Consider the following 20,528-nt stretch of genomic DNA (forward strand, 5'->3'; position numbering starts at 1 on the left):
CTGGCCGGGGCGGTGGCGGCCCGCTCCTGGGGTGAGCGGGAGCAGGCGCTGTGCTCGGCCTACGAGCGGCTGGCCGCCGTGCACAACAGGATCGCGTTGACGGCGCCGCTCGATCCGGCGGTGCGGCGTTTTCACGCGCGGCCGTTCCGGGTGATCGGCGGGGACCGGTTCGCGGCGGCGTTGCTGGAGTCGATCCGTGATCCGGAGGTGCGGGCGCTGCCGCCGGCGGGCAGCATCGACCAGTTGTGCGACAACGTGGACGTTCTGACCGAGCCGGCGCTGGCCAGGGCGTTGACGTCGGCGGCGCTGGCCCCGTCGCGGGCGGCGGCCTGACCGTCGCGGGCCGTCGCCGGGCGGCGGCGGCGCGTCCGCCGGGGCCGTCCACCTGACCCGGATCGGGCCTTCGGGGAGGATCGGTCAGGGCCGCCGGGGTGGCGTTCAGCGTGGGATCGCCCAGTCCGGCGCCCAGGTCCCGGCGGCGCCGGGACCGGCCGCTGCGGCCGCAGTGGACGCTGTGGCGGCGAGGTGGGCGCGGAGGGTGGCCAGCGCGGGGTGGGGGTTGTCGCGGCGCCACAGGAGCGAGTGCGGGTAGACGGGTATGGGGTCGGTCACCGGGATGCGGCGCAGGCCGTGGCCGGCGGGCCAGACCAGGCGGGTCTGCCCGCCCATGAAGGTGGCCAGGGCCGGGGTGTCGGCGATGGTGTCGAGGAGCGCGTCGGAGCCGAAGTTGGGGCCGGTCGCCTCGATGGTGAGGCCGAACTCGGCGACGAGGTCGTCGTAGTAGGCGGCCCACTCGGTCCCGGGGACGATGCCGGGCATCCAGATCCGGTGCCCGGCGAGCTGAGCGATGGTCACCGACCGGGCGCCGGCCAGCGCGTGGGCGGGGCCGGTGAGGAGCTGGAGCGGTTCGTCGAGCACCCGGACGGATTCGATGTCCTCGGGAAGGGGCCGGCCGGGCATGGCGACGGCGCGGAAGGACGCGTCGATCGCGCCGGAGCGAATGGCGGCGACGGCCCGCTCGATATCGAACAGCATCACCACGTCGAGGTCGATCTCGCGGCCCGAGCGCCGGCAGGCCGCGCGCATGCGGGCCGGGGACCTGCTCGACGGCTGGCGGTACATCCTCGCCGACGCGAGGCTGCGTCCGCTGTTGTTCAACACCGCCTTGTTCAACGGCCTGGTGATGGCCACCGACGCGCTGCTGGCCGTTGTGATGCTCGGCCAACTCGGGTTCGCGCCGTGGCAGTACGGCCTTCGCCGCGCCCGCGATCGGCGGGCTGCTCGGTTCGCGGCTGGCCCGGCCGCTCGTCACCCGGTTCGGGCGGCACCGGGTCCTGGTCGCGGCCGGGACGCTGCGCGCGATCTGGCCCGTCGGGTTGGCCTTCCTGGGGCCGGGGACAGGGGGGCTGCTGCTGGTGATGGGCGTCGAGCTCGGGCTGATCTTCTGCTGCGGGGTCTTCAACCCCGTCTACGCCACCTACCGCCTCGAGCGCACCGCGGCCGAGCGGGTCACCCGCACGCTGTCGGCCTGGTCGGTGACCACCAAGGTCTCGACCGCGCTCCTGACGGCCGTCTGGGGCGTGCTGGGCGGCCTGCTCGGCCCGCGCACGGCCATCGGCCTGGCCGGCGTGCTCCTGCTGGCGACGCCGCTGCTGCTTCCCCGACGCGCCGCGGCGCCCCTCGCCGAGCCGGAGCCGGCACCCAGCCGCACCTGACGGGCCGCGCCTGACGGGCCGCCCCGACGGCCGCAACGGCCGTCACCGCGATCGGGTCGCGCCGCCCTGCCGGAGCGGTTCGCCCCCCGCGCGCAGAGCTCGCAGATGGGCGCGACAGGCTTCGCCGTGGCCGGTGGGGTCGCGGCGCGGCACATCGCGGCACATCGCGGCTCACGCGCCCCATATGCAGTCCGGCCCTGGCGTGCGATCCCGCCTGTCAGGGCGCCCTCATCACCCAAGGAGACAACATGACCGTCACGACCCCGGCGCTGGACCCCCGGACGGCCGCACTGCTCGTCATGGATTACCAGCAGCACATCCTGGCCTCGCTCCCGAGCCCGGCGACATCACCGTCCGCAAGACCCGCTACGGCGCGCTGTCGACGACAGACCTGGACCGGCAACTGCGGGATCGCGGAATCACCACCCTGGTCATCGCCGGCATCAGCACCAGCGGCGCCGTCCTGTCCACCGTCACCGACGCCGCCGACCGCGACTACCAGCTCTACGTCCTGTCCGACGGCGTCACCGACCCGGACCCGCAAGCCCACCAGACCCTGATGGCCGGCGTCTTCCCCAGATTGGCCCACATCATCGACACCGCCGAACTGCGCTCGCTCCTGCACGCGAGCCGTCCTGATCGGGCAAACACCGGCCGGGCATGACCGTTCGGTCTGCGGCACAAGGGCCCCACCTGGCTCAACGTCGTCAACGACCGGGTGACTCGTCGTGCCCGGCTGTTCGTCCTGGACGCCATCCACGCCCGCGACGGCGGTCCGGAGCCAGAAACCGTCATCACCGACACCGCGTCGTACGTCGACATCGTTTTCGGGCTGTTCGCGATCTGCGGCTACCAGTTCTCGCCTCGGATCGCCGACATCTCCGACGCACGGCTGCGGTCCCGCTGTCTCACTGGCGGGCGTGGCTTGCAGCCTTCGTGGATGGCCCATTGGCAGCGCCGCCGGCACTGGAGGCACTGATGGTGGCTTGGATGCCGTCGAGGAGCCAGGTAAGGCCGAAGGTGAAGCTGGTTTCCCAGTCGCTGTCCTCGGCGAGGGGACCATGGGTGGCCAGGACGGGGTACCGGTCACGGTTGGCGCGAAAGTAATCCTGAGCGGCAGCTCGCGTGGCCTGCTCCTCTCCGGCCGTCCAGGTTGCCTGCATGAGTGCGGAACCGATGACGTAGTTGGACAAGCTGTACGCGGCGGCGGTCAAGTGCGGCTCGGTGGCCCCGGCATCCAGGAGGGTGGCGTACAGGAACTCGCTGCGGGCAAGTACATGGGGGCCCAGCATCGGACGGCCGAGCAGCGCTGCCGACCAGGGATGTTCCAGCAGGACGGCACGCCACCCGCTGATCAGCGCGGTGATGCCGGCACGCCAGTCCTGGCTGTCTGCGCGCGGGATCTCAACCGCTGCGAAGATCGCGTCGAGGGTGAGGTCAAGGACATCGTTCTTGGTTTTCACGTGCCAGTACAGCGTCGTGGAGCCGGTCCCCAGGCGCTCGGCGAGCCGCCGCATGGTCAGCCGGTCGGCGCCTTCCTCATCGAGGAGGGCTATGGCCTCATCCACGATTCGGTCGCGGCTCAGCGGCGGCGCTTCACGCGCCGCCCGCGCCGGCGGCCGCAGCCACACGTCCCCTGGCGATCCTGAGTGTTTCGTTCCCAATGCGTCCCTCCTCTTTGCGAAGGCAAGTCTAGTATGGTGTTCGAGCACTGGATCAATGATCCGGTTGCCAGAACGACGGTCCGATCCTGGTCCGAAGTGCGACCGGCAGGGAGGAACACGGTGGCGGGACACGTCGAGGTGGACCGGCTCACATACGTGCTGCCGGACGGCCGGCTGCTCCTTCACGAGGTGTCGTTCCGCATCGGCGAGGGCGCCAAGGCCGGTCTGGTGGGACCGAACGGCGCGGGCAAGACCACCCTGCTGCGACTGATCGCCGGGGATCTGCAACCGGACGACGGCCGGGTGGCCTGCTCGGGTGGGCTGGGGGTGATGCGGCAGTTCATCGGCAGCGTCCGCGACGACCGGACCCTGCATGATCTGCTGCTGTCAGTGGCCTCCGACCGGGTCCGCGCCACCGCCGCCGACCTGGAACGGGCGCAGTCAGCGGTGGCGGAACGCGACGACGAGACGACGCAGCTGGCCTATGCGCAGGCGATCAGCGACTACGCCGACGCCGGCGGCTACGACATGGAGGTGGTGTGGGACACTTGCGCGACCGCGGCCTTGGGCCTGCCCTACGACGCGGTCCGGGAACGCCCCGTGAGTACCCTGTCGGGCGGCGAGCAAAAGCGCATCGTCCTGGAGGCGCTGCTGCGCGGGCCGGATCAGGTCCTGCTGCTGGACGAGCCGGACAACTACCTCGACGTGCCCGCCAAGCTATGGCTGGAAGATCAGCTGCGCGCCACATCCAAGACCGTGCTACTGGTCTCCCACGACCGGCAGTTGCTGGCTAACGCCACGGACCGCATCGTGACCGTGGAAGCGCGCGGCGTCTGGGTCCACGGCGCGGGCTTCGCCACCTACGCTCAGGGCCGCCAGCACCGCATCGACCGGCTGGAGGAACGCCGCCGCCGCTGGGACGAGGAGCACGCCAAGCTCAAGCGCCTGGTGCAGACCCTCCGGCAGACAGCGGCCAACAACGACGCGCTGTCGTCCGCCTACCGGGCCGCCCGCACGCGACTGGCGCGCTTCGAGGAGGCAGGCCCGCCCGAGCGCCCGCCCAAGCGGCAGAACGTGCGGATGCGACTGCGCGGCGGCCGGACCGGCAAACGCGCCGTCGTCTGCGACGCCCTGGAACTCACCGGACTGATGCGGCCGTTCGACGCCGAGATCTGGTACGGCGAACGCGTGGGCGTCCTCGGCTCCAACGGCTCGGGCAAATCTCATTTCCTGCGATTGCTGGCCGAAGCGGCGGACGGCGCGGTCCCCTCCGTACGTCACAGCGGTTCTGTACGGCTGGGCGCCCAGGTGGTGCCCGGCCACTTCGTGCAGACCCACGCCAGGCCCGACCTGCACGGCCACACCCCCGCCGAACTGGTCACAGCAGGGCATGCCCTCCCGCTGAACGAAGCCATGGCCGCGCTCGCCCGCTACGAACTCGCACCAGCCGCCAATCAGCGGTTCGAGACCCTGTCCGGCGGGCAGCAGGCCCGGCTGCAGATCCTGCTGTTGGAACTGTCGGGTGCGACGTTGCTGCTGCTCGACGAACCCACCGACAACCTCGACCTGGCCAGCGCCGAGGCCCTGCAACAGGGCCTCGCGTCCTTCGCCGGCACCGTGTTGGCGGTGACCCATGACCGCTGGTTCGCCGCCGACTTCGACCGCTTCCTCATCTTCGGCGCCGACGGAACCGTCTACGAGAGCAGCGAACCGGTCTGGGACGAAGCTCGGGTTGAGCGTGCCCGCTGAAGCCCCTGCCACCAGTGCCCTCACCGAAGCGGGCTGTATCCGGATCTTCGCCGACGAGAAGTCCGGCAAGCACGCGGAGCGCCAGGGGTCGGCCGCAGCGCCCCGCCTCCTACGGCCGGCGGCGCGGTCGTGCACGCCGGTGGCGAACATGATCGCCGCGGCGGCGGCCGTCCAGCTAGGTTGCCCGGCATGCTGAGTTACGAAGAGGCGGGCCACGGGCCCGCGGTGATCCTGATCCATGGCGCCATCGCCGATCGCCGCATGTGGGACCACCAGTTCGCCGCGCTGGCCGCCGGCCACCGGGTGATCCGTTACGACTGGCGCGGATACGGCCGCTCCGGCGACACCGACGGCCAGGTGTGCCACCACGAGGACCTGCTGGCGCTGATGGACAGGCTGCAGGTCGAGCGGGCGGCCCTGGTGGGCTGCTCGATGGGCGGCGCCTACGCGGTCGAGGCCGCGCTGGCCGCCCCCGCCCGGGTCAGCGGCCTGGCGCTGATCGCCTCCGGGCTGGCCGGGCACACCTGGCCGCCGGAGATGCTGGAGCAGGCCCGCGAGCGGGTGAACAGCGCGGTGCCGGCCGAGCGGCTGGCCCGCTACCGGCAGGGCGGCGCCGAGGTCGAGCCGGGCGACGCGCTGGCGATGGCGCGGGCGCAGGTGCTGTGGCAGGTCGCCGGTCCTTCGCGGGGGCGGGCCGACCTGACCGACCAGGTGTGGGAGCGGGCGGTGACGATGTGCCGCACGGTGTTCGAGCGGCTGTGGAGCGGCCCGCCGACCGTCCAGAGGTTCCTGGCCCCCGCGGCCGCCGAACGGCTGGGCGAGGTGCGGGTGCCGACGCTGGTCGTCAACGGGCTGTGTGACGTGCCGGGCATCCAGCAGGTGTCGGACCTGCTGACGGCCGGGATCGCCGGGGCGCGGCGCGTCGACCTGCCCGGGACCGGCCATCTGCCGCCGCTGGAGCGGCCCGAGCAGGTCACCGCGCTGCTGACCGGCTTCACCGCGGAACTGGCGAGCTGAGCGGCCGGGCCCGGCGGCCCCTGGGAGGCGGCCGAACCCGGCCGACGGAACCCCGGCCGACGCCCTGGCTTCCTCGCGCCGGCCGCGCAGGGCACCCCGGGTGACGGCGCCGGGGACGCTCCGGTATCGTGGCGATCTCCAGCACGGCAGCGACCAAGGAGGTGAGACCCATTTCGCCACGTCAGGCTGGGTGCTCCCACCGCACAGCCGCCCGGGCCGCCACACGCGCGTGACCCGCGGGGAGCGCCCACAGGATCTTTTTCCCGAAAGGCGCCCATGCCGGCTCCATCGCTGTCCCTCATCGTCACCACCCTGCGCTCGGCGGGCTGCGTCTTCGCCGAGGACGAAGCCGAACTGCTCATCGCCACGGCCGCCACACCCGACCAGCTGACCTTCATGGTCGAACGGCGCGCCGCCGGCCTGCCGCTGGAACACGTCCTGGGCTGGGCGCGGTTCTGCGGCCTGCGCGTGGCGGTCGATCCCGGGGTGTTCGTCCCGCGCCGCCGTACCGAGGTCCTCGCCCGGCAGGCCATCGAGCTGGCCCGCCGGGCCGGCGCCCCCGACCGGCCCGCCGTTGTGGTCGACCTGTGCTGCGGGTCGGGCGCCCTGGGCGCCGCGGTCGCCACCGCCGTGCCCGGGCTCGAGCTGCACGCCGCCGACATCGAGACGGCCGCGGTGGACTGCGCCCGCCGCAACCTCGATGGGCTCGGCGGTCACGTCCACCACGGCGACCTGCTGGCGGCGCTGCCCGAGCGGCTGCGCGGCCGGGTCGACGTCCTGATCGCCAACGTCCCCTACGTGCCCAGCCGGGAGGTCGACCTGCTGCCCGCCGAGGCCCGCGTGCACGAGCCGCGGGTGGCGCTCGACGGCGGAGCCGACGGGCTGCAGGTCATGCGCCGGGTGACGGACGCCGCCTCGGTGTGGCTGGCGCCCGGCGCGAGCCTGCTGGTGGAGACCAGCCGCCGGCAGGCGCCGCAGGCCGTCGAGACGTTCACCAGCAGCGGGTTGCGCGCCCGCGTGGTCACCTGCGAGGAGATGGAGGCCACCGTCGTCATCGGCACCCCCGGCCCTTAGCCGCTGCCCGGCGGCCTTCGACGGTCCGCTGACGGCCGGCCCGCCCGGCCGTACCGCCCGCCTGCTCACGCGTCCCGCAGGCGGGCGGTGTTGGCCCGGATGGCTTCACCCAGGTAGGCGGCAAGGCCCGGCGCCTGCGCCTCGAACGTCGCGGTGAACCGCGGGTCGTTCACATACAGCTCGCCCAGGCCCCGGTGGACGTCGGGCGAGCACGGGTAGAACCAGCGGCTGATGTGCAGGCGGTGCCGCTCGGCCAGTTCCATCACCTGCCCGCTGCCGGCGGGCAGCCCGGCTTGCAACGCCTCCACCAGGTCGGCGGTGATCGCCTCGGCCTCGCCGCGCTGCCGCACCCAGTCGGCCTTGGTGTAGGAGGCGACGCGGCGGCGGCTTTCGGCGTAGAGGGGGCTGTCGCCCCAGCGCCGCTGCGCCTCCGCCGCGTAGGCTTCGGGCCGGAAGTCGCCGAAGACCTCCAGGCGTTCCTCGGGCGTCAGCGTGATGTTCATGGTGTGCGCCTCCATCGCGACCTCCACGGCCGCCACCATCTGGCGCAGCCGGTCGATGCGCGCGGTGAGCAGCTCGTGCTGGCGGCGCAGGTGCGTCATCTCGTCGCTGCCGGGTTCGTCGAGGATGCCGGTGATCTCCTCCAGGCCGAAGCCGAGCTCCCGGTAGAACAGCACCTGCTGCAGCCGTTCGAGGTCGGAATCGTCGTAGCGGCGGTAGACCGCCTGGCTGCGCCGGCTCGGCGACAGCAGCCCGATCTCGTCGTAGTGGTGCAGGGTCCGCACCGTCACCCCCGCCAGGCGCGAGACCTGCCCCACGGACAAACTCATGCCCCCAGCATGGACCCTCCCGCTACGTGAGGGTCAACGTCGGCTGGACTCTCCCTCGGTGGGAGAGTCCATGCTTGAGCCATGGATCTTCTGCCGATCGGGCAGTTCGCCCGCCTCAGCAGGCTCAGCGTCAAGCAACTGCGCCACTACGCCGAGCTCGGCCTGCTGCGGCCCGCCCACATCGACGACGACAGCGGCTACCGCTACTATCACCCGTCCCAGGCCCGCCAGGCGCTGTCGATCGGGTTGTTGCGTTCGCTGGACGTCCCGCTGGCGGTCATCGGCCAGGTCCTGTCAGGAACCGAAGGCGCGCTCGGCCGGGTCCGCGACGACCTGGAGGCCGAGCTTCAAAGGCGGCAGCGCACGCTGGCCGCCCTCGAAAGGGTCATGAGCGAAGGGCTGCCGGCCGCGCAGGTGGTCGAGGTGGAGGAGCCGTCACGGCTGGTGGCGGTGACGGGGGAGCAGGCCGCGGGCGACCTGGACATCGCCCGCGCCACCTCCGCCTGTGTGGCCCGCCTCCTGGCGGCAGCCGGTACGGCCGTGCGGGAGCCGCAGCTGATCGGGTTGTTCCCCGTCGAGCTGACCGAACCGTGCACGGTCGAGGTGGCGCTGGTGACCGGCGAGCCGATCGCCGGGACCAGGCCGCGCGTGCTGCCTGGCGGCAGGTTCGCCCAGGCCACCCACGTCGGCCCCTACGACCAGGTCACGCTGACCGCCCACGCCCTGCTGGCCTGGTGCGCCGAGCGCGGCCAGGCCGCAGGTGGCCCGATCCGCGAGGTGTATGTCTCCGACCCCGCCCGGACCCCTCCTGACCAGCTCGTCACCCATCTGCAGATTCCTTTGGAGGATTGATCATGAAGACCAGCTATGGGCCCGTCACCGCGCTGACCGTCACCGGTCTGGGCGAGCCGGGCGGCCCGGAGTACGGCGCGGCGCTCGCCGCCCTCTACACCGTGGCCGGCGCCATGAACGCCGCCGTCGGCCCGCTGGAGGGCCGCTGGTGGGTGGAGGACAGCCGCCCGCCGCTGACCGTGCCGCGCACCGAGTGGCGCTGGCACCTGCACCTGCCGCTGCCGCAGGCGCCCGAGCCCGGCGCGATGGAGGCGGCCAGGGAGGCCGCCCGTCCCTCCGGCGCGGCGGTCGACCGGGTGCAGGTGGTCACCTTCACCGAGGGCGAGTGTGTGGAGTTGCTGCACGAGGGGCCCTTCAGTGAGGAGCCTCTGACGCTGGCGGCGATGGAGGAGTACATGAAGGAGCACGGCCTGGTCCACAACGGGCCGCATCACGAGGTGTACCTGTCGGACCCGCAGGAGCAGGACCCGGCCAAGCTGCGCACCCTGCTGCGCCAGCCGGTCAGGAGCGCCGCCACCACGGGCTGACAGGACGGGCTCCTGGTAGCTGAGGTGTTGTCTACGCATCTCGGCCTGCCAGGAGCCCCGTGTGCGCCTGCCTACACGACAGCTCGCCGGACGGCCGCGCGGCGGCAGGGGGCGAGTTCGGGATTCGATTCCGCGCCCACCGTTCGCTTAATCGCTGGCGAACGCGGCGGCCCACCGGGTTGACTGCACGGGTGACCGCTCCGCCCGTGCCCGCCGACCTGACCCACCTGGTGTCCGGAAATTGGGTGCTCGACGGCGACGTGGTGCCGAGAGGGTTGCCGCAGCCCTCCGTCGACCTGCTGGTCATGCCTGATGGGGCGTGCTGGTTGGCCGGGCCGGAGACGCGCGCTCGGCAGGGGGCGCTGCCCGAGGGCGGATCCCTGGTGGGGGTGCGGCTGCGACCGGGGACGGTGACCGGGCTGTTCGGGGTCGCGGCCGACGAGGTGCCGCTGGCCGGGGCGCCCATCGAGGTCGGGCGACTGGACGGGCCGGTGATCGAGCGGCTGGCAGGAGCGCTGGCACTGGTGCGGGCACGGGCTGGGCAATGCCGGGTCGACGAGCGGGTGCGCATCGTGCTGGCGGCCATGCACGCGGCGCCAGGTGCGCCGGTCGACCGGCATGCCGCCCAGGCTGGGTTGTCCGAGCGGCAACTTCGGCGGCGGTTCATGGTGGCGGTCGGGCTGCGGCCCAAGTCCTACGCGCGCGTGGTGCGCCTGCACCACGCGCTCGCCGCCGCGCACGCCGCGGTGGCCAAGGGCGAGCGCCCGAACTGGGCGGCCATCGCCGTGCGCAGCGGCTGCTACGACCAGTCACACCTGCTCACCGAGTTCCGGCACGCGGTGGGGGCGCCGCCGACCACGTTGCTGCCGGATGTCCGTTTTCTCCAAGCCTCGACCGGCCGGGGCTAACACACTCGACGCATGGCTGATGACGTTGTCATGGAGATCCTCGACTGGCACCGGGAGACCGCACGGGACGGTCTCGCCGGGGACGGGGTGCGTTTCGTTGAACCGTTCGGTGCCTGGGTGGTGCACGGCTACACCGAGGTGAACCAGGTGCTCACCGACTACTCGATGTTCTCCTCCGACGAGCTGCGCTACAGCTCGCAACCCGTGCCGCACCGGGACAACCCGGTTCTCGGCGGTCTGTCGGCGATGGACCCGCCCCGGCACCACCTGCTGCGCCGACTGGTCAGCCGGGCCTTCACACTTCTGCACGCTGCTGCTCATCAACGGCCACGAGACGACCAAGACCCTGCTGGTCAACACCGTGCTGTGCCTGGCGGCTCACCCGGACGCACTGGCCCGGCTGCGGGCTGACCCTGGACTGGTACCGGATGCCATCGAGGAGGTGCTGCGGTTCCTGCCCCCGATCGGTGGCGCCGACCGGTTCACCACCGGCCCGGCCGGCATCGCCGGGCACGCCATCGGGACCGGCCAGCGGGTGATCGCCATGGTGCTGTCGGCCAACCGGGACCCCCGGGTGTTCGCCGAGCCGGAGGAGTTCCGTCCCGACCGAACGCCCAACGAGCACCTTTCCTTCGGCCACGGCGTGCACTTCTGCCTCGGCGCGCATCTGGCCAGGTACGAGCTCGCGGTCGCGGTTCACGCACTGCTGCGCCGGTTCCCCGGCCCGTGGTCGGTGGGCCGGATCGCGACCGAGCGCACCCCGGTCGGCATCGAGCTGCTCGATCTAGCGCTGGTCAGCCCGTAGCTGGGGCTGATCCCCGGGCCGAGCTGGTGGCGCGGCGCGCCCGCCCGGCTCACCGGCCGGACGCGGCACCGGGGGCGCAGAGACGCAGCCGCACGTCCCCGGTCAGGGACACACGGGGACGGGCGCCAGGCACGAGACGCGGGGGAGAGGCGCCCGGGCAGCGCGGCGGGAGCGGAGGGACAGGCGTCATCGGTGAGGCCCGCCATCCGCACCACCGCGCCCGCCATGCAGGTCATGCGGGTGCAGGCCACGCACATCGCCCAGGTCGCGCACACCCCAGGTCGTGCTCGCACGCGCCACCGGCGCTACTGCGGCGACAAGGCCAGCCGCACCCCGAAACCCACCAGCACCGCCCCGGTCACCCCGTCGACGACCCTGCGCGCCCACGCCCGTTCCAGCCACGACCGTGCCACCTGCGCCCCCGCGATCAGCACCGCGAACCACACCATGCCCTCGAGGTTGTGCACCAACGCCAGCAGCAGCCCGCCCACCAGCGGCGGCGCCTCCGGCGGCAGGAACTGCGGCAGCAACGCCACGTAGAAGACGCCGATCTTCGGATTGAGCAGGTTCGTCAGCGCGCCCCGCGCCCACGCCGCCAGCACACCACCGCCGGCCCCGGCTGGCGCGGGCGCGGACGCTGCCAGACCCTCCCGCCACGACTTGACGATCAACGACACGCCGAACCACACCATGTAGGCCGCGCCCGCGTACCGCACCACCGTGAAGGCCACCTGCGAAGCGGCCAGCAGCGCCGACAGGCCCGCCGCGGCCGCCGCCCCCCACACCAGCACACCGGTGTTGATCCCCAGGGCGGTCGCGAACGCCTGCCGCCTGCCCTGCGTCAACGCCGAACGCAGCACCAGCGCCGTGTCAAGGCCAGGGACGATCGTGAGGAAACCCGCGACAACCGCGAACGACAGCACAGCCGACATCATGCCTCCATCATGGCCGCCCGTCGGCCGCCCCGGCCACGCGCCCCCGAGCAGGCGCATCCCTGACGTCATGAAGGAGCGGGGCGTCCGCTCCCGTGACGACCGCGGGCCCTGGACGGACAGCGGCCGGCCACCGCCTGCCGTACCCGACGATCACCCACGCCCGTCGGGCGGCGGCTTCAGCAGCGGATGGACGCGCATCGCCACCTCCAGCTCACCCGGCAGCTCGTCACGGTAGCGGCCCAGCGTCGACAGGTCACTGTGACCCAGCACCCTGCGCACCGCGTCCATGTCGACCGCGTCAGCCAGCAGATGCGTCGCCGTCGTGTGCCGCAGCCCGTGCGGCGTCACCGAACGCCGCTGCGCCGGATCCACCCCCTGCTGCACCCTGTCGATCACCGCCTGCACGTCACCACGCGCCAGCCGCCGCCCCCGCCACGACAGCAGCAACGCCTTGTCGGCCGACTCGGCCCGCCCGCCTGCCAGGTACGCCTCCAGCGCCTCGGCCACCACCGCGGGCAACGGCACGTCCCGCGTCCTGCCGCCCTTACCGAAGATCCGCCAGTAGCGCACCCCGTCGTTGGTGTAGAAATCCTCCACGTTGGCCCGCACCAGCTCCGACACCCGCGGCCCCAGCGTCGACAGCAGCAGCACGATCAACCCGTCACGCAGCTCCATCCGCTGGTCGCCGCGCCTGCGCCGCCCCCCGGCCGCCGGCTCGGCCGGCCGCAGCTCCCGCGCCGCCCCGATCAACCCCTGCGCCTGCTCACGCGTCAACGCCCGCCGCTCGGGCCGCAACCCGCCGCGCTCCCTGGCCGTCACCGTCGCCGCCGCCATCGGATTGATCTGCACCCAGCCGGCCAGCGTCGCGTGCTTGAACAACGCCGAGATCGACCGCCGGAAACGCGCCTGCGACGAAGCGCTCTGCAACCCCCCGCCCGCACCGGAGCGCCGCCCGTCCGGCTTGCGCGCGAACGCCAGCAAGATCGCATCCACGTCCTCGCCGGTCAGATCGTCCAGCACGGTCTGCTCACCGGCCAGCGCCACCAGCGTCGCCGCGTCACGCGCGTACACCTCGGCCGTCGAGGCCGACAGCGCCCCCGTCACCGTCCTGGCGCGTACCAGCTCCACATAGCGGTCGACCGCCTGCGCCACCGTCAGCCTGTTGAGCTCCGCCGGCCGCATGCCCCTCCTCGCCTAGAAGATCCGCGGCACGACCGTATCGAGCGGCACCGACAAAAGCACAGCCGGAGCACAGCCGGTCCGGGGCCGGCCGGCTCGTCCGCCGGCCCCGGACCCGCACCCTAGATGTCGCGGAAGATCTCGATCCGCGCGCCCAGCGCCGTCAACCGCTCGGCCAGATCCTCATACCCCCGGTTGATGACGTAGACGTTGCGCAGCACCGAGGTGCCCTCGGCCGCCATCATCGCCAGCAGCACCACCACCGCCGGACGCAGCGCCGGAGGGCACATCATCTCCGCCGAACGCCACCGCGTCGGCCCCTCCACCAGCACCCGGTGCGGATCCAGCAGCTTCACCGACGCCCCCAGCCGCGTCAGCTCCGTCAGGTAGATCGCCCGGTTGTCGTAGACCCAGTCGTGGATGAGCGTCGAGCCCTGCGCCGTGGCCGCGATCGCCGCGAAGAACGGCACGTTGTCGATGTTGAGCCCGGGAAACGGCATCGGATGGATCTTGTCGGTGGGGGAGACCAGCCGCGAGGGCCGCACCGTCAGATCCACCAGCCGCGTACGGCCGTTGGCCGCCCGGTACTCCGCCCCCCGGTCATGGTCGAGGCCCATCTCCTCCAGCACCGCCAGCTCGATCTCCAGGAACTCGATCGGCACCCGGCAGATCGTCAGCTCCGAGGAGGTCACCACGGCGGCCGCCAGCAGGCTCATCGCCTCCACCGGATCCTCGGAGGGGGAGTAGTCCACATCCACTTCGATGTGCGGCACCCCGTGCACCGTCAGCGTCGTGGTGCCGACCCCCTCCACCTTCACACCCAGCTCCTCCAGGAAGAAGCACAGGTCCTGCACCATGTAGTTGGAGGAGGCGTTGCGGATCACCGACACCCCGTCGTGACGCGCCGCGGCCAGCAGCGCGTTCTCCGTCACCGTGTCGCCCCGCTCGGTCAGCACGATCGGCCGGCTGGGGGAGACCGAGGCGTCCACCTTGGCGTGGTACATCCCGCCCGTGGCCGTCACCTCGAGCCCGAAGTGCCGCAGCGCGCTCATGTGCGGCTGCACCGTCCGCGTCCCCAGGTCGCACCCGCCGGCGTACGGGATGTCGAACTGGTCGGTGCGGTGCATCAACGGCCCCAGGAACATGATCACACTCCTGGTACGGCGGGCCGCCTCGGTGTCCATCGAGGCCAGGTCCAGCCGGGCCGGCGGCACGATCTCCAGATCGCCGCCGCCGTTGATCCACCGCGCCCGCACCCCGATGGAGGCCAGCACCTCCAGGATCCGGTAGACCTCCTCGATCCGCGCCACCTTGCGCAGGATCGTCCGGCCGGAGTTCAGCAGCGACGCGCACAGCAACGCCACGCAGGCGTTCTTGCTGGTCTTCACCTCGATGCTGCCCGACAGCCGCCGGCCGCCCACCACCCGCAGGTGCATCGGACCGGCATAGCCCAGGGACACGATCTCGCTGTCGAGCGCCTCACCGATACGGGCGATCATCTCAAGACTGATGTTCTGGTTGCCCTTTTCGATGCGGTTGACCGCGCTCTGGCTGGTGCCCAGCGCCTCCGCGAGCTGCTGCTGCGTCCACCCGCGGTGCTGGCGCGCGTCCCTGATCAGCTTACCGATCCGTACAAGATAGTCATCTGCCACAAGAGGCAACATATCTCACATATGAGATCTTGCAGCGACAGGCGTGACCTCAGAGACCAGACACACCACGATGAGACGCAAGATGCTCAGGCGTCACCACCGCCTTAACCTTCCCCACAAAATCCCGCCGCGCCGCAGCGAACCCCCGCCGATCATCGAACATGTCCCGGCTCATCTCCGCCAACTCCTCGATCCGATACGCGTCCAACGGCTTACGCCGCTCATCCTCCTCCCGCCGCGCCAGCTTCCTCCGCACCAGATCCCCATGGTCATCACGCCCCGCCAACCGCTCGGCGTACTCCAGAACCTCCTGCTCGAACTCCTCCCGCGACCCCTTCACCACCCGATCGGCCAACCCCATCGACACCGCCTGCTGCGCCCCCACCGGCAACGCCGCACCCGTCAACTCCTGCGCCCGCTCCGCACCCACCCGCGCCGGCAACACATACGTCCAATACTCCGAACCGAACAACCCCATCGTCCGATAGTGCGGGTTCAACACCCGCCCCTCCCGCACCAGCACCCGATCGGCCCCCAGCGCCATCATCACCCCACCGGCACCCGCATTACCGCCCACCGACGCCACCACCAACTGCCCCGTACACCCGATGATCTCCCGGCACACCCCGTTGATGGCATTGATGTTCATCCACGCCTCCATCTCCGGATGGCGCGCCGACTCGATCACATTGAGATGGATCCCGTTGGAGAACACCTCACCACCCCGCACCACCAGCACCCGCGTGTCCTGTGCCACCGCGTACTGCAGCGCCTCCACCAACCGCCGGCACTGGTTGGTGGCCATCGCCCCGTTGTAGAAGTCGAAACTCACCACCCCCACCCGGCCGGCCCGCTGATACGTGATCTCCGAGAACCCCGGCTGAGAAGCCGGAGCCCGCCCCAGCCGCCGCCGCAGCACCGACACCGCCGGCAGCTTCACCCCACCACGATCCTCACGCCGCAACTGGCCAACCCACACCGTCCCGTCCCCGGTGTGCACCAGCACCGCCCCACCCCGGCGCGCCGCCACCGAACCCGGCTGACCCAGAAGCTGCGGCCCCAGCCGCGCGTCGAACACCCGCACGTCCATCCCGCACAACACCGCCGCCGCCCCCGGCGCCCCGTCAGCGGCCCTGATCCGCCGCACCACCCGATCCGACGACTCCGCCCACGAGAACTCCCGATCCGCCCGCCGCATCGCCGGCCGCAACCGGCCCCACACCTCGGGCCGCCCGTAGTCCAGCGGCGCCGGCACGAACGACGGGTCCTCCGCCTTGCTCGCCACCTCCAGCGCCAGCTCCGTGGCGGCATCGGTGACCAGGCCGTTGTACAGGCTGCTCTTGCGCATCGGATCCTCCGGCAGGGCGAACTCCCGCCACCCCCAGATCGGCCCCGCGTCCATCTCCTCGGCCGCCTGCAAGGCCGTCACACCCCAGCGCCGCTCGCCGTCCAGGATCGCCCAGTCCAGCGACGACGGTCCCCGGTCGCCGCGCGGGCCGGGGTGAATGATGATCACCCGGTGCTCGCGCCAGAGCCGCTCGGGCACCCGGTCCTTCAGGAAGGGGCAGATGATCAGGTCCGGCTTGGCCAGGGACACCGCCTCGAGCATGACCTCCTCGGAGATCGCGAGTTCGACGGTCACCTCGTGACCGGCTTCGCGCAACTCGATCCACGCGCGCTGGGTCAGGCCGTTGAACGCCGAGACAAGAAGCAGAATCCGCACTTTGGAGCATCCTTCAGAGCTGAACCTTCGACTAGGCAAGTGATGCTGACACGCCCAAGCAAACCCGAGTGACAGAACAGCGCAAATTCCCGATTTTTCCGGCGCCGAGATCTGGGCGAAAGGGGATAAAGCGGGCATTTCGCATGGGTTTGTGGCGTGAGCGAAAGAGGGCCGCGCCGGGGGAGAGGGCGTCACGCGACCCGATGTGCTCGCATGATCCGCGACGAGGCGGCGGGGGAGCGGCGCCGCGCCCGCTTTGCGGGGCCGGCTGCGGGAGCCGGCTGGGCGCGTGAGTCGTCGAGGGCAGGCCGGAGGTCCGGTTCGCCCCGTTTTCTAAACCAAACAGAATTCACCTTCTGTCCGGTTTAGCGTCGATTCACAGCTTCCGTACGAATCGGGTGGCGGCGCGGTGACTCATGCCCGTTTCACCGCGCACCAGGAAGACCGCGTCCTGGAACTGGCCCGTCGCCTTCAGCTCACGCGCCTGGTCGGTGATGTCCAGGCTGGGCAGGAGCCGGTTGCGCGGATGCCGCGTCAGCCGTACGGCCAGGACGATCAGCGAGATGATCACGGCGGTCACGAGAACGGTCAGCAGGACGAGGGAGCCCATGCTCGTCATGATGCGATCGTAAGGGATCACAGGGTCCGGACGAAGGTCTCGGCGTCGCCCAGGCTCATGCCCGTCTCGCCGATCACCAGGTGCACGGCCTGCTCGGTACGGCCGGCGGCCTTGAGCTCGCGGACCCTGGTGGCCAGGTCGGGCCTGGCCAGAGCGGGTGCGGGCGGTCGCAGGCGGGCCAGCGCGGGGTGGTCGCGGCCCGCGGCCATGGCCTCGACGGCGTCCTTGGCGGATTTGAGGCCGAGGCCGGTGTGCTGGCGCAAAAGCTTGATGGCGTGGATCTGCTTGCCGTCGGCGATCAGTGTGCGCAGGGCGCTTTCCAGGTCGTGTGGCGGCAGCGGGCCGCTGGTGGTCATGTGGGTGACGGAGGTGCGGCCTGCGCGCGCGGCGGCTGTCACGACGAGGACGACGGCGATGGCGATGACGGCCAGGACGGCGACGAGGATGCCTATCTCGGGCACTCCGATGTTGGGCATGGCGTGATCGTACGCGATCAACGTTTGCTCGATAATGAACATTATGTCAAGTAGCGCTTTCGCCGCGCTCTCCTGACGGAGGCTTTGACGGTTCGTGGGAAAGGCTGACCCGGGATGGGGGCGTCGCATAGTGTGGGTAGTCCGTACGTCGGATAAGGGAGCACACGTGGGGAACGACGCGGTCTTGTGCCAGGTGTGCCAGGGGGTTCTGCCCGCTTCGGGGCGTGAGTCGTACACGGCGACTCGTGCTCGGCTGATCGTCACCAACGGTTACTGCGAGGGCGGGTGTGTCGAGCGGGTCGCCGCGCGGCAGCAGCCGCAGGTTCACCAGCAGCCGGTGGAGGTCGTACGGCAGGCGCCCGTGGCGGTGCCGCAGTCTCCTGGTGTGCGCGTGTTGACGTCCTAGGTTCTTCAACCGGTCGTGATGGCCTGCGGGGTACGGCCCCGCGGGCCTTTCGGTGTTCGGACGCGCTCCTCTCCCCCGCTGCCGGGTTCGGGTGCTTCGGCCGCTCCGCCGGGGCCGCGCACGACGCGCACGGTGATGGTCAGGAGCGGTTCGGTAGGCGCAGACCGTTCATGAGTGCGCGCGGAAGGTTCTTCCGTGGCGGCGCGGTGAGGATGGCGTCGGCCGTCTCGACGGCGTCGAGGCGTCTTCTGGTGAGCACCTGGCGGGCGGGCGGAGTCGGCCGACAAGGCGTTGCTTCTGTCGTGGCGGGCTGATCTCAAGGGTTCAGCAGGGTGCCGAGCGTGTCGGTGGTGGCGACGGTCCCGCCCTGGTGGGCGGTCGCGGGGTGCCGGAGGGTGCCCCACTTCTCCGCCATCGTCTCGGTGCGCTCCCCCGCGGCGATGAGCTCTCGTGCCGCGATGGGCATCCTCGTCGCCGTCCTGGCCGTCATCGCCCTCGCCGTGGTTCTCGTCGTGGCGGTCGCCGCCCATGGTCACGCCGCCCATGGTCGGCCCCTGCCCGCACACCCGCCTGCCCCCGTCCACCTGCCTTCCCCTGTCCTGCGCCGGCCTTCCTGGCGTACGGCGGGAGCAGGGGGTGTTTCTCTCCTGGCGTGCGGGGGCTGATCCCCCGTGGCGGCTGGGGAAGGTCCGGGTCGCCGCTTGCGGGTGGCATTGGCCGGGGCTGTCCGTACCTCGCCCGCAGGCCCGGGACTGTCGCCGGGCGAACGTAGTGTTGGCCGATGACCGCAGACGCCCCGTCATCCGAGACGCCCGACCGCCTGCGCGCCGACATGGTCGCGGCGCTGACCGAGCGGGGGTCGATCCGCTCCCCCGAGATCGCGACGGCCTTCGCGAGGGTCCCGCGCGAGAGGTTCGCGCCGGAGGCGCCGCTCGAGGCCGCCTACTCCGTGCAGGACGTGGTCGTCACCAAGCGCGATGACGTGGGCAGGGCGACGAGCTCGATCAGCGCGCCCTGGCTGCAGGCGGAGATGCTGGAGGCCGCCGGGCTCTTTCCGGGGGCGAAGGTGCTGGAGATCGGGTCGGGCGGGTACAATGCGGCGCTGATCGCCGAGGTGGTCGGCCCGGCGGGTCTGGTGGTCACCGTGGACATCGACCCGTTCATCACCGAGCGGGCGGGCCGTTTCCTGGCCGAGACCGGCTATCCGCAGGTGACGGTGGTCCTGGGGGACGCCGAGGACGCGGCCGACGGGTACGTGCCGGTCGAGGGCTTCGACGCCATCCTGGTCACGGTCGGGGCGTGGGACTGCCCGTGGGGGCGCCTGCTGGCCGTGGGCGGCCGGATGGTGGTTCCGCTGGTGTTCGGGACGATCACCAGGTCGATCACGTTCGTGCGTGAGGGCGACGGGTTCGTCGGGCTGGATCCGACCGTGTGCGGGTTCGTCGCGATGCAGGGCGCGGGGGTGCATCCGCATCAGGAGGCGGTTGTCGCGGATGGTGGTGTGCGGCTGACGATCGAGGGTGGGCCTGAACTCGACGTCGGCGCGCTCGACCGGGCGCTGACGTCGAGCCGGGTCGAGGCGTGGACTGGGGTGACCGTGCGGCGCGGCGAGTCGTTCGACTCGCTGAACCTGTGGATCGTGACCATGGATGAGTCTTTCGGCATGATCTGGCGGGACTGGGAGCGCGACGGCGGCCGGGTCGTGGAGCCCGCCACGCGCTGGTACTGCCCGGCCCTGATCACGCCGGACAGTTTCGCCTATCTCACGCTGCGCGAGGCTCCGGTGGACGGTGGGGCCGGGGAACGCGGGTGGGAGCTCGGGTGGGAGCTCGGTGTGCACGGGCACGGGCCCGGCGGCGCAGAGCTCATGCGGCGGCTTCATGGCCATGTGCGGACGTGGGATCGTGACTGGAGGGGGCATCCCGGTCCGGATTTCGCGCTCTATCCCGCTGAGGTCGCGGTGCCGGTTCCGGCTGTCGGCCGCGTGTTCGCCAAGCGTCACACCCGGCTGGTCATGGCCTGGGCGTGAGGCCGGTCGGCTGTACCGTGGCCGGATCCATCACGTGGTGATCCGAGTTGCCGCAGTCATGCAGACCGGTTGTCGGAGACCGGGGTCAAGCGGAGAACCGGGTTCGGTGTCGCCGGGACACGGGGCCCTGGGACACCTGGGTCCTGAGTCACGGGGTCATGCGGGGGGCCATGCGTCGCGGGGGTCATGCGGTTGCGTGAGGCGTGCGGCCGGGGCGACCGTCCAGCTCCCCCGGTCTGCGCTGGTGTTGCCGGTCCGGGTGGGAGGTGCCACTACCCCGCTGCCGGGCGGCGTCGGGCGGTACGCGCCCGATGGCGGCGAGTTGGTGGGCTGGCGAGCCGGCCATGGCCCTGCGCTGGAGGTGCGGG

At 71.5% G+C, this 20,528-nt stretch carries 22 protein-coding genes and 2 pseudogenes; 14 read left to right on the forward strand and 10 right to left on the reverse strand.

Annotated features, from left to right (window positions below; all coding sequences use genetic code 11):
• A pseudogene (locus ABZX22_RS43595) lies at positions 1-333 on the forward strand (hypothetical protein); the annotation flags it as partial.
• Positions 334-438: 105 nt separating this feature from the next.
• Here ABZX22_RS43595 and ABZX22_RS43600 read toward each other — a convergent pair.
• A complete protein-coding gene (locus ABZX22_RS43600; protein WP_354922731.1) occupies positions 439-1,191 on the reverse strand; it encodes a LysR substrate-binding domain-containing protein in 753 nt (250 codons plus the stop codon).
• Between the two features lie 101 nt (positions 1,192-1,292).
• Here ABZX22_RS43600 and ABZX22_RS43605 point away from each other — a divergent pair, with 101 nt between their 5' ends.
• The 3 genes and pseudogenes from ABZX22_RS43605 to ABZX22_RS43615 form a co-directional block, all read left to right on the forward strand.
• On the forward strand, positions 1,293-1,715 hold the full coding sequence (locus tag ABZX22_RS43605) for an MFS transporter (RefSeq protein ID WP_354922792.1): 423 nt from the start codon (positions 1,293-1,295) through the stop codon (positions 1,713-1,715).
• A 202-nt stretch (positions 1,716-1,917) separates the two neighbouring features.
• Complete coding sequence (locus tag ABZX22_RS43610) at positions 1,918-2,379, forward strand: cysteine hydrolase (RefSeq protein WP_354922734.1); 462 nt, start codon at positions 1,918-1,920, stop codon at positions 2,377-2,379.
• A 9-nt stretch (positions 2,380-2,388) separates the two neighbouring features.
• Positions 2,389-2,610: pseudogene (locus ABZX22_RS43615) on the forward strand (Tn3 family transposase); the annotation flags it as partial.
• Between the two features lie 13 nt (positions 2,611-2,623).
• On the opposite strand, the gene ABZX22_RS43620 reads toward ABZX22_RS43615, so the two are convergent.
• Positions 2,624-3,346 carry a TetR/AcrR family transcriptional regulator C-terminal domain-containing protein gene (locus tag ABZX22_RS43620; protein ID WP_354922737.1) on the reverse strand — a complete coding sequence of 241 codons (723 nt, stop codon included), beginning with the start codon at positions 3,344-3,346 and terminating at the stop codon, positions 2,624-2,626.
• A gap of 66 nt (positions 3,347-3,412) precedes the next feature.
• Here ABZX22_RS43620 and ABZX22_RS43625 point away from each other — a divergent pair, with 66 nt between their 5' ends.
• From ABZX22_RS43625 to ABZX22_RS43635, 3 genes are all read left to right on the forward strand, one after another.
• Positions 3,413-5,128 (forward strand): ATP-binding cassette domain-containing protein, encoded by a 1,716-nt coding sequence (locus ABZX22_RS43625; protein WP_354922740.1) that lies wholly within the window; start codon positions 3,413-3,415, stop codon positions 5,126-5,128.
• 189 nt (positions 5,129-5,317) lie between these two features.
• On the forward strand, positions 5,318-6,145 hold the full coding sequence (locus ABZX22_RS43630; RefSeq protein ID WP_354922743.1) for an alpha/beta fold hydrolase: 828 nt from the start codon (positions 5,318-5,320) through the stop codon (positions 6,143-6,145).
• A gap of 276 nt (positions 6,146-6,421) precedes the next feature.
• Complete coding sequence (locus ABZX22_RS43635; RefSeq protein ID WP_354922746.1) at positions 6,422-7,219, forward strand: putative protein N(5)-glutamine methyltransferase; 798 nt, start codon at positions 6,422-6,424, stop codon at positions 7,217-7,219.
• Positions 7,220-7,284: 65 nt separating this feature from the next.
• Here the strand turns inward: ABZX22_RS43635 and ABZX22_RS43640 are convergent, their stop codons facing one another.
• Positions 7,285-8,049 (reverse strand): MerR family transcriptional regulator, encoded by a 765-nt coding sequence (locus tag ABZX22_RS43640; protein WP_354922749.1) that lies wholly within the window; start codon positions 8,047-8,049, stop codon positions 7,285-7,287.
• Between the two features lie 81 nt (positions 8,050-8,130).
• Here ABZX22_RS43640 and ABZX22_RS43645 point away from each other — a divergent pair, with 81 nt between their 5' ends.
• From ABZX22_RS43645 to ABZX22_RS43665, 5 genes are all read left to right on the forward strand, one after another.
• Complete coding sequence (locus ABZX22_RS43645; protein WP_354922752.1) at positions 8,131-8,901, forward strand: MerR family transcriptional regulator; 771 nt, start codon at positions 8,131-8,133, stop codon at positions 8,899-8,901.
• 2 nt (positions 8,902-8,903) lie between these two features.
• Positions 8,904-9,428, forward strand: coding sequence for a GyrI-like domain-containing protein (locus ABZX22_RS43650; RefSeq protein WP_354922755.1), 525 nt, complete (start codon positions 8,904-8,906; stop codon positions 9,426-9,428).
• Between the two features lie 191 nt (positions 9,429-9,619).
• Complete coding sequence (locus ABZX22_RS43655) at positions 9,620-10,336, forward strand: AraC family transcriptional regulator (RefSeq protein ID WP_354922758.1); 717 nt, start codon at positions 9,620-9,622, stop codon at positions 10,334-10,336.
• Between the two features lie 12 nt (positions 10,337-10,348).
• On the forward strand, positions 10,349-10,747 hold the full coding sequence (locus ABZX22_RS43660; RefSeq protein WP_354922761.1) for a hypothetical protein: 399 nt from the start codon (positions 10,349-10,351) through the stop codon (positions 10,745-10,747).
• Complete coding sequence (locus ABZX22_RS43665; protein ID WP_354922763.1) at positions 10,698-11,141, forward strand: cytochrome P450; 444 nt, start codon at positions 10,698-10,700, stop codon at positions 11,139-11,141. Before ABZX22_RS43660 ends, ABZX22_RS43665 begins: the two co-directional genes overlap by 50 nt.
• 305 nt (positions 11,142-11,446) lie before the next feature.
• Here the strand turns inward: ABZX22_RS43665 and ABZX22_RS43670 are convergent, their stop codons facing one another.
• From ABZX22_RS43670 to ABZX22_RS43695, 6 genes are all read right to left on the reverse strand, one after another.
• Complete coding sequence (locus tag ABZX22_RS43670) at positions 11,447-12,076, reverse strand: LysE family translocator (RefSeq protein ID WP_354922766.1); 630 nt, start codon at positions 12,074-12,076, stop codon at positions 11,447-11,449.
• A 150-nt stretch (positions 12,077-12,226) separates the two neighbouring features.
• Positions 12,227-13,258, reverse strand: coding sequence for a tyrosine-type recombinase/integrase (locus ABZX22_RS43675; protein WP_354922769.1), 1,032 nt, complete (start codon positions 13,256-13,258; stop codon positions 12,227-12,229).
• A 119-nt stretch (positions 13,259-13,377) separates the two neighbouring features.
• Positions 13,378-14,907 carry a UDP-N-acetylglucosamine 1-carboxyvinyltransferase gene (locus tag ABZX22_RS43680; protein ID WP_354922772.1) on the reverse strand — a complete coding sequence of 510 codons (1,530 nt, stop codon included), beginning with the start codon at positions 14,905-14,907 and terminating at the stop codon, positions 13,378-13,380.
• Between the two features lie 49 nt (positions 14,908-14,956).
• Complete coding sequence (locus tag ABZX22_RS43685) at positions 14,957-16,630, reverse strand: enoyl-CoA hydratase-related protein (RefSeq protein WP_354922775.1); 1,674 nt, start codon at positions 16,628-16,630, stop codon at positions 14,957-14,959.
• Between the two features lie 376 nt (positions 16,631-17,006).
• The gene (locus tag ABZX22_RS43690) at positions 17,007-17,249 is read right to left on the reverse strand and encodes a hypothetical protein (protein WP_354922778.1); all 243 of its coding nucleotides are present in this window, start codon (positions 17,247-17,249) and stop codon (positions 17,007-17,009) included.
• Between the two features lie 17 nt (positions 17,250-17,266).
• Positions 17,267-17,725, reverse strand: a complete 459-nt coding sequence (locus ABZX22_RS43695; protein ID WP_354922781.1) for a ribosomal protein L7/L12 — start codon at positions 17,723-17,725, stop codon at positions 17,267-17,269.
• 166 nt (positions 17,726-17,891) lie between these two features.
• Between ABZX22_RS43695 and ABZX22_RS43700 the strand changes: the two genes are divergently transcribed.
• Positions 17,892-18,131 (forward strand): hypothetical protein, encoded by a 240-nt coding sequence (locus tag ABZX22_RS43700; RefSeq protein ID WP_354922784.1) that lies wholly within the window; start codon positions 17,892-17,894, stop codon positions 18,129-18,131.
• A gap of 316 nt (positions 18,132-18,447) precedes the next feature.
• Here the strand turns inward: ABZX22_RS43700 and ABZX22_RS43705 are convergent, their stop codons facing one another.
• Positions 18,448-18,621, reverse strand: coding sequence for a hypothetical protein (locus tag ABZX22_RS43705; RefSeq protein WP_354922786.1), 174 nt, complete (start codon positions 18,619-18,621; stop codon positions 18,448-18,450).
• Positions 18,622-18,912: 291 nt separating this feature from the next.
• On the opposite strand from ABZX22_RS43705, the gene fxlM reads away from it, so the two are divergent.
• Positions 18,913-20,160, forward strand: a complete 1,248-nt coding sequence (gene fxlM, locus ABZX22_RS43710) for a methyltransferase, FxLD system (RefSeq protein ID WP_354922789.1) — start codon at positions 18,913-18,915, stop codon at positions 20,158-20,160.
• The last annotated feature ends 368 nt before the right edge of the window (positions 20,161-20,528 follow it).

This window comes from Nonomuraea sp. NPDC003804, assembly GCF_040610675.1.
Classification (GTDB): domain Bacteria; phylum Actinomycetota; class Actinomycetes; order Streptosporangiales; family Streptosporangiaceae; genus Nonomuraea.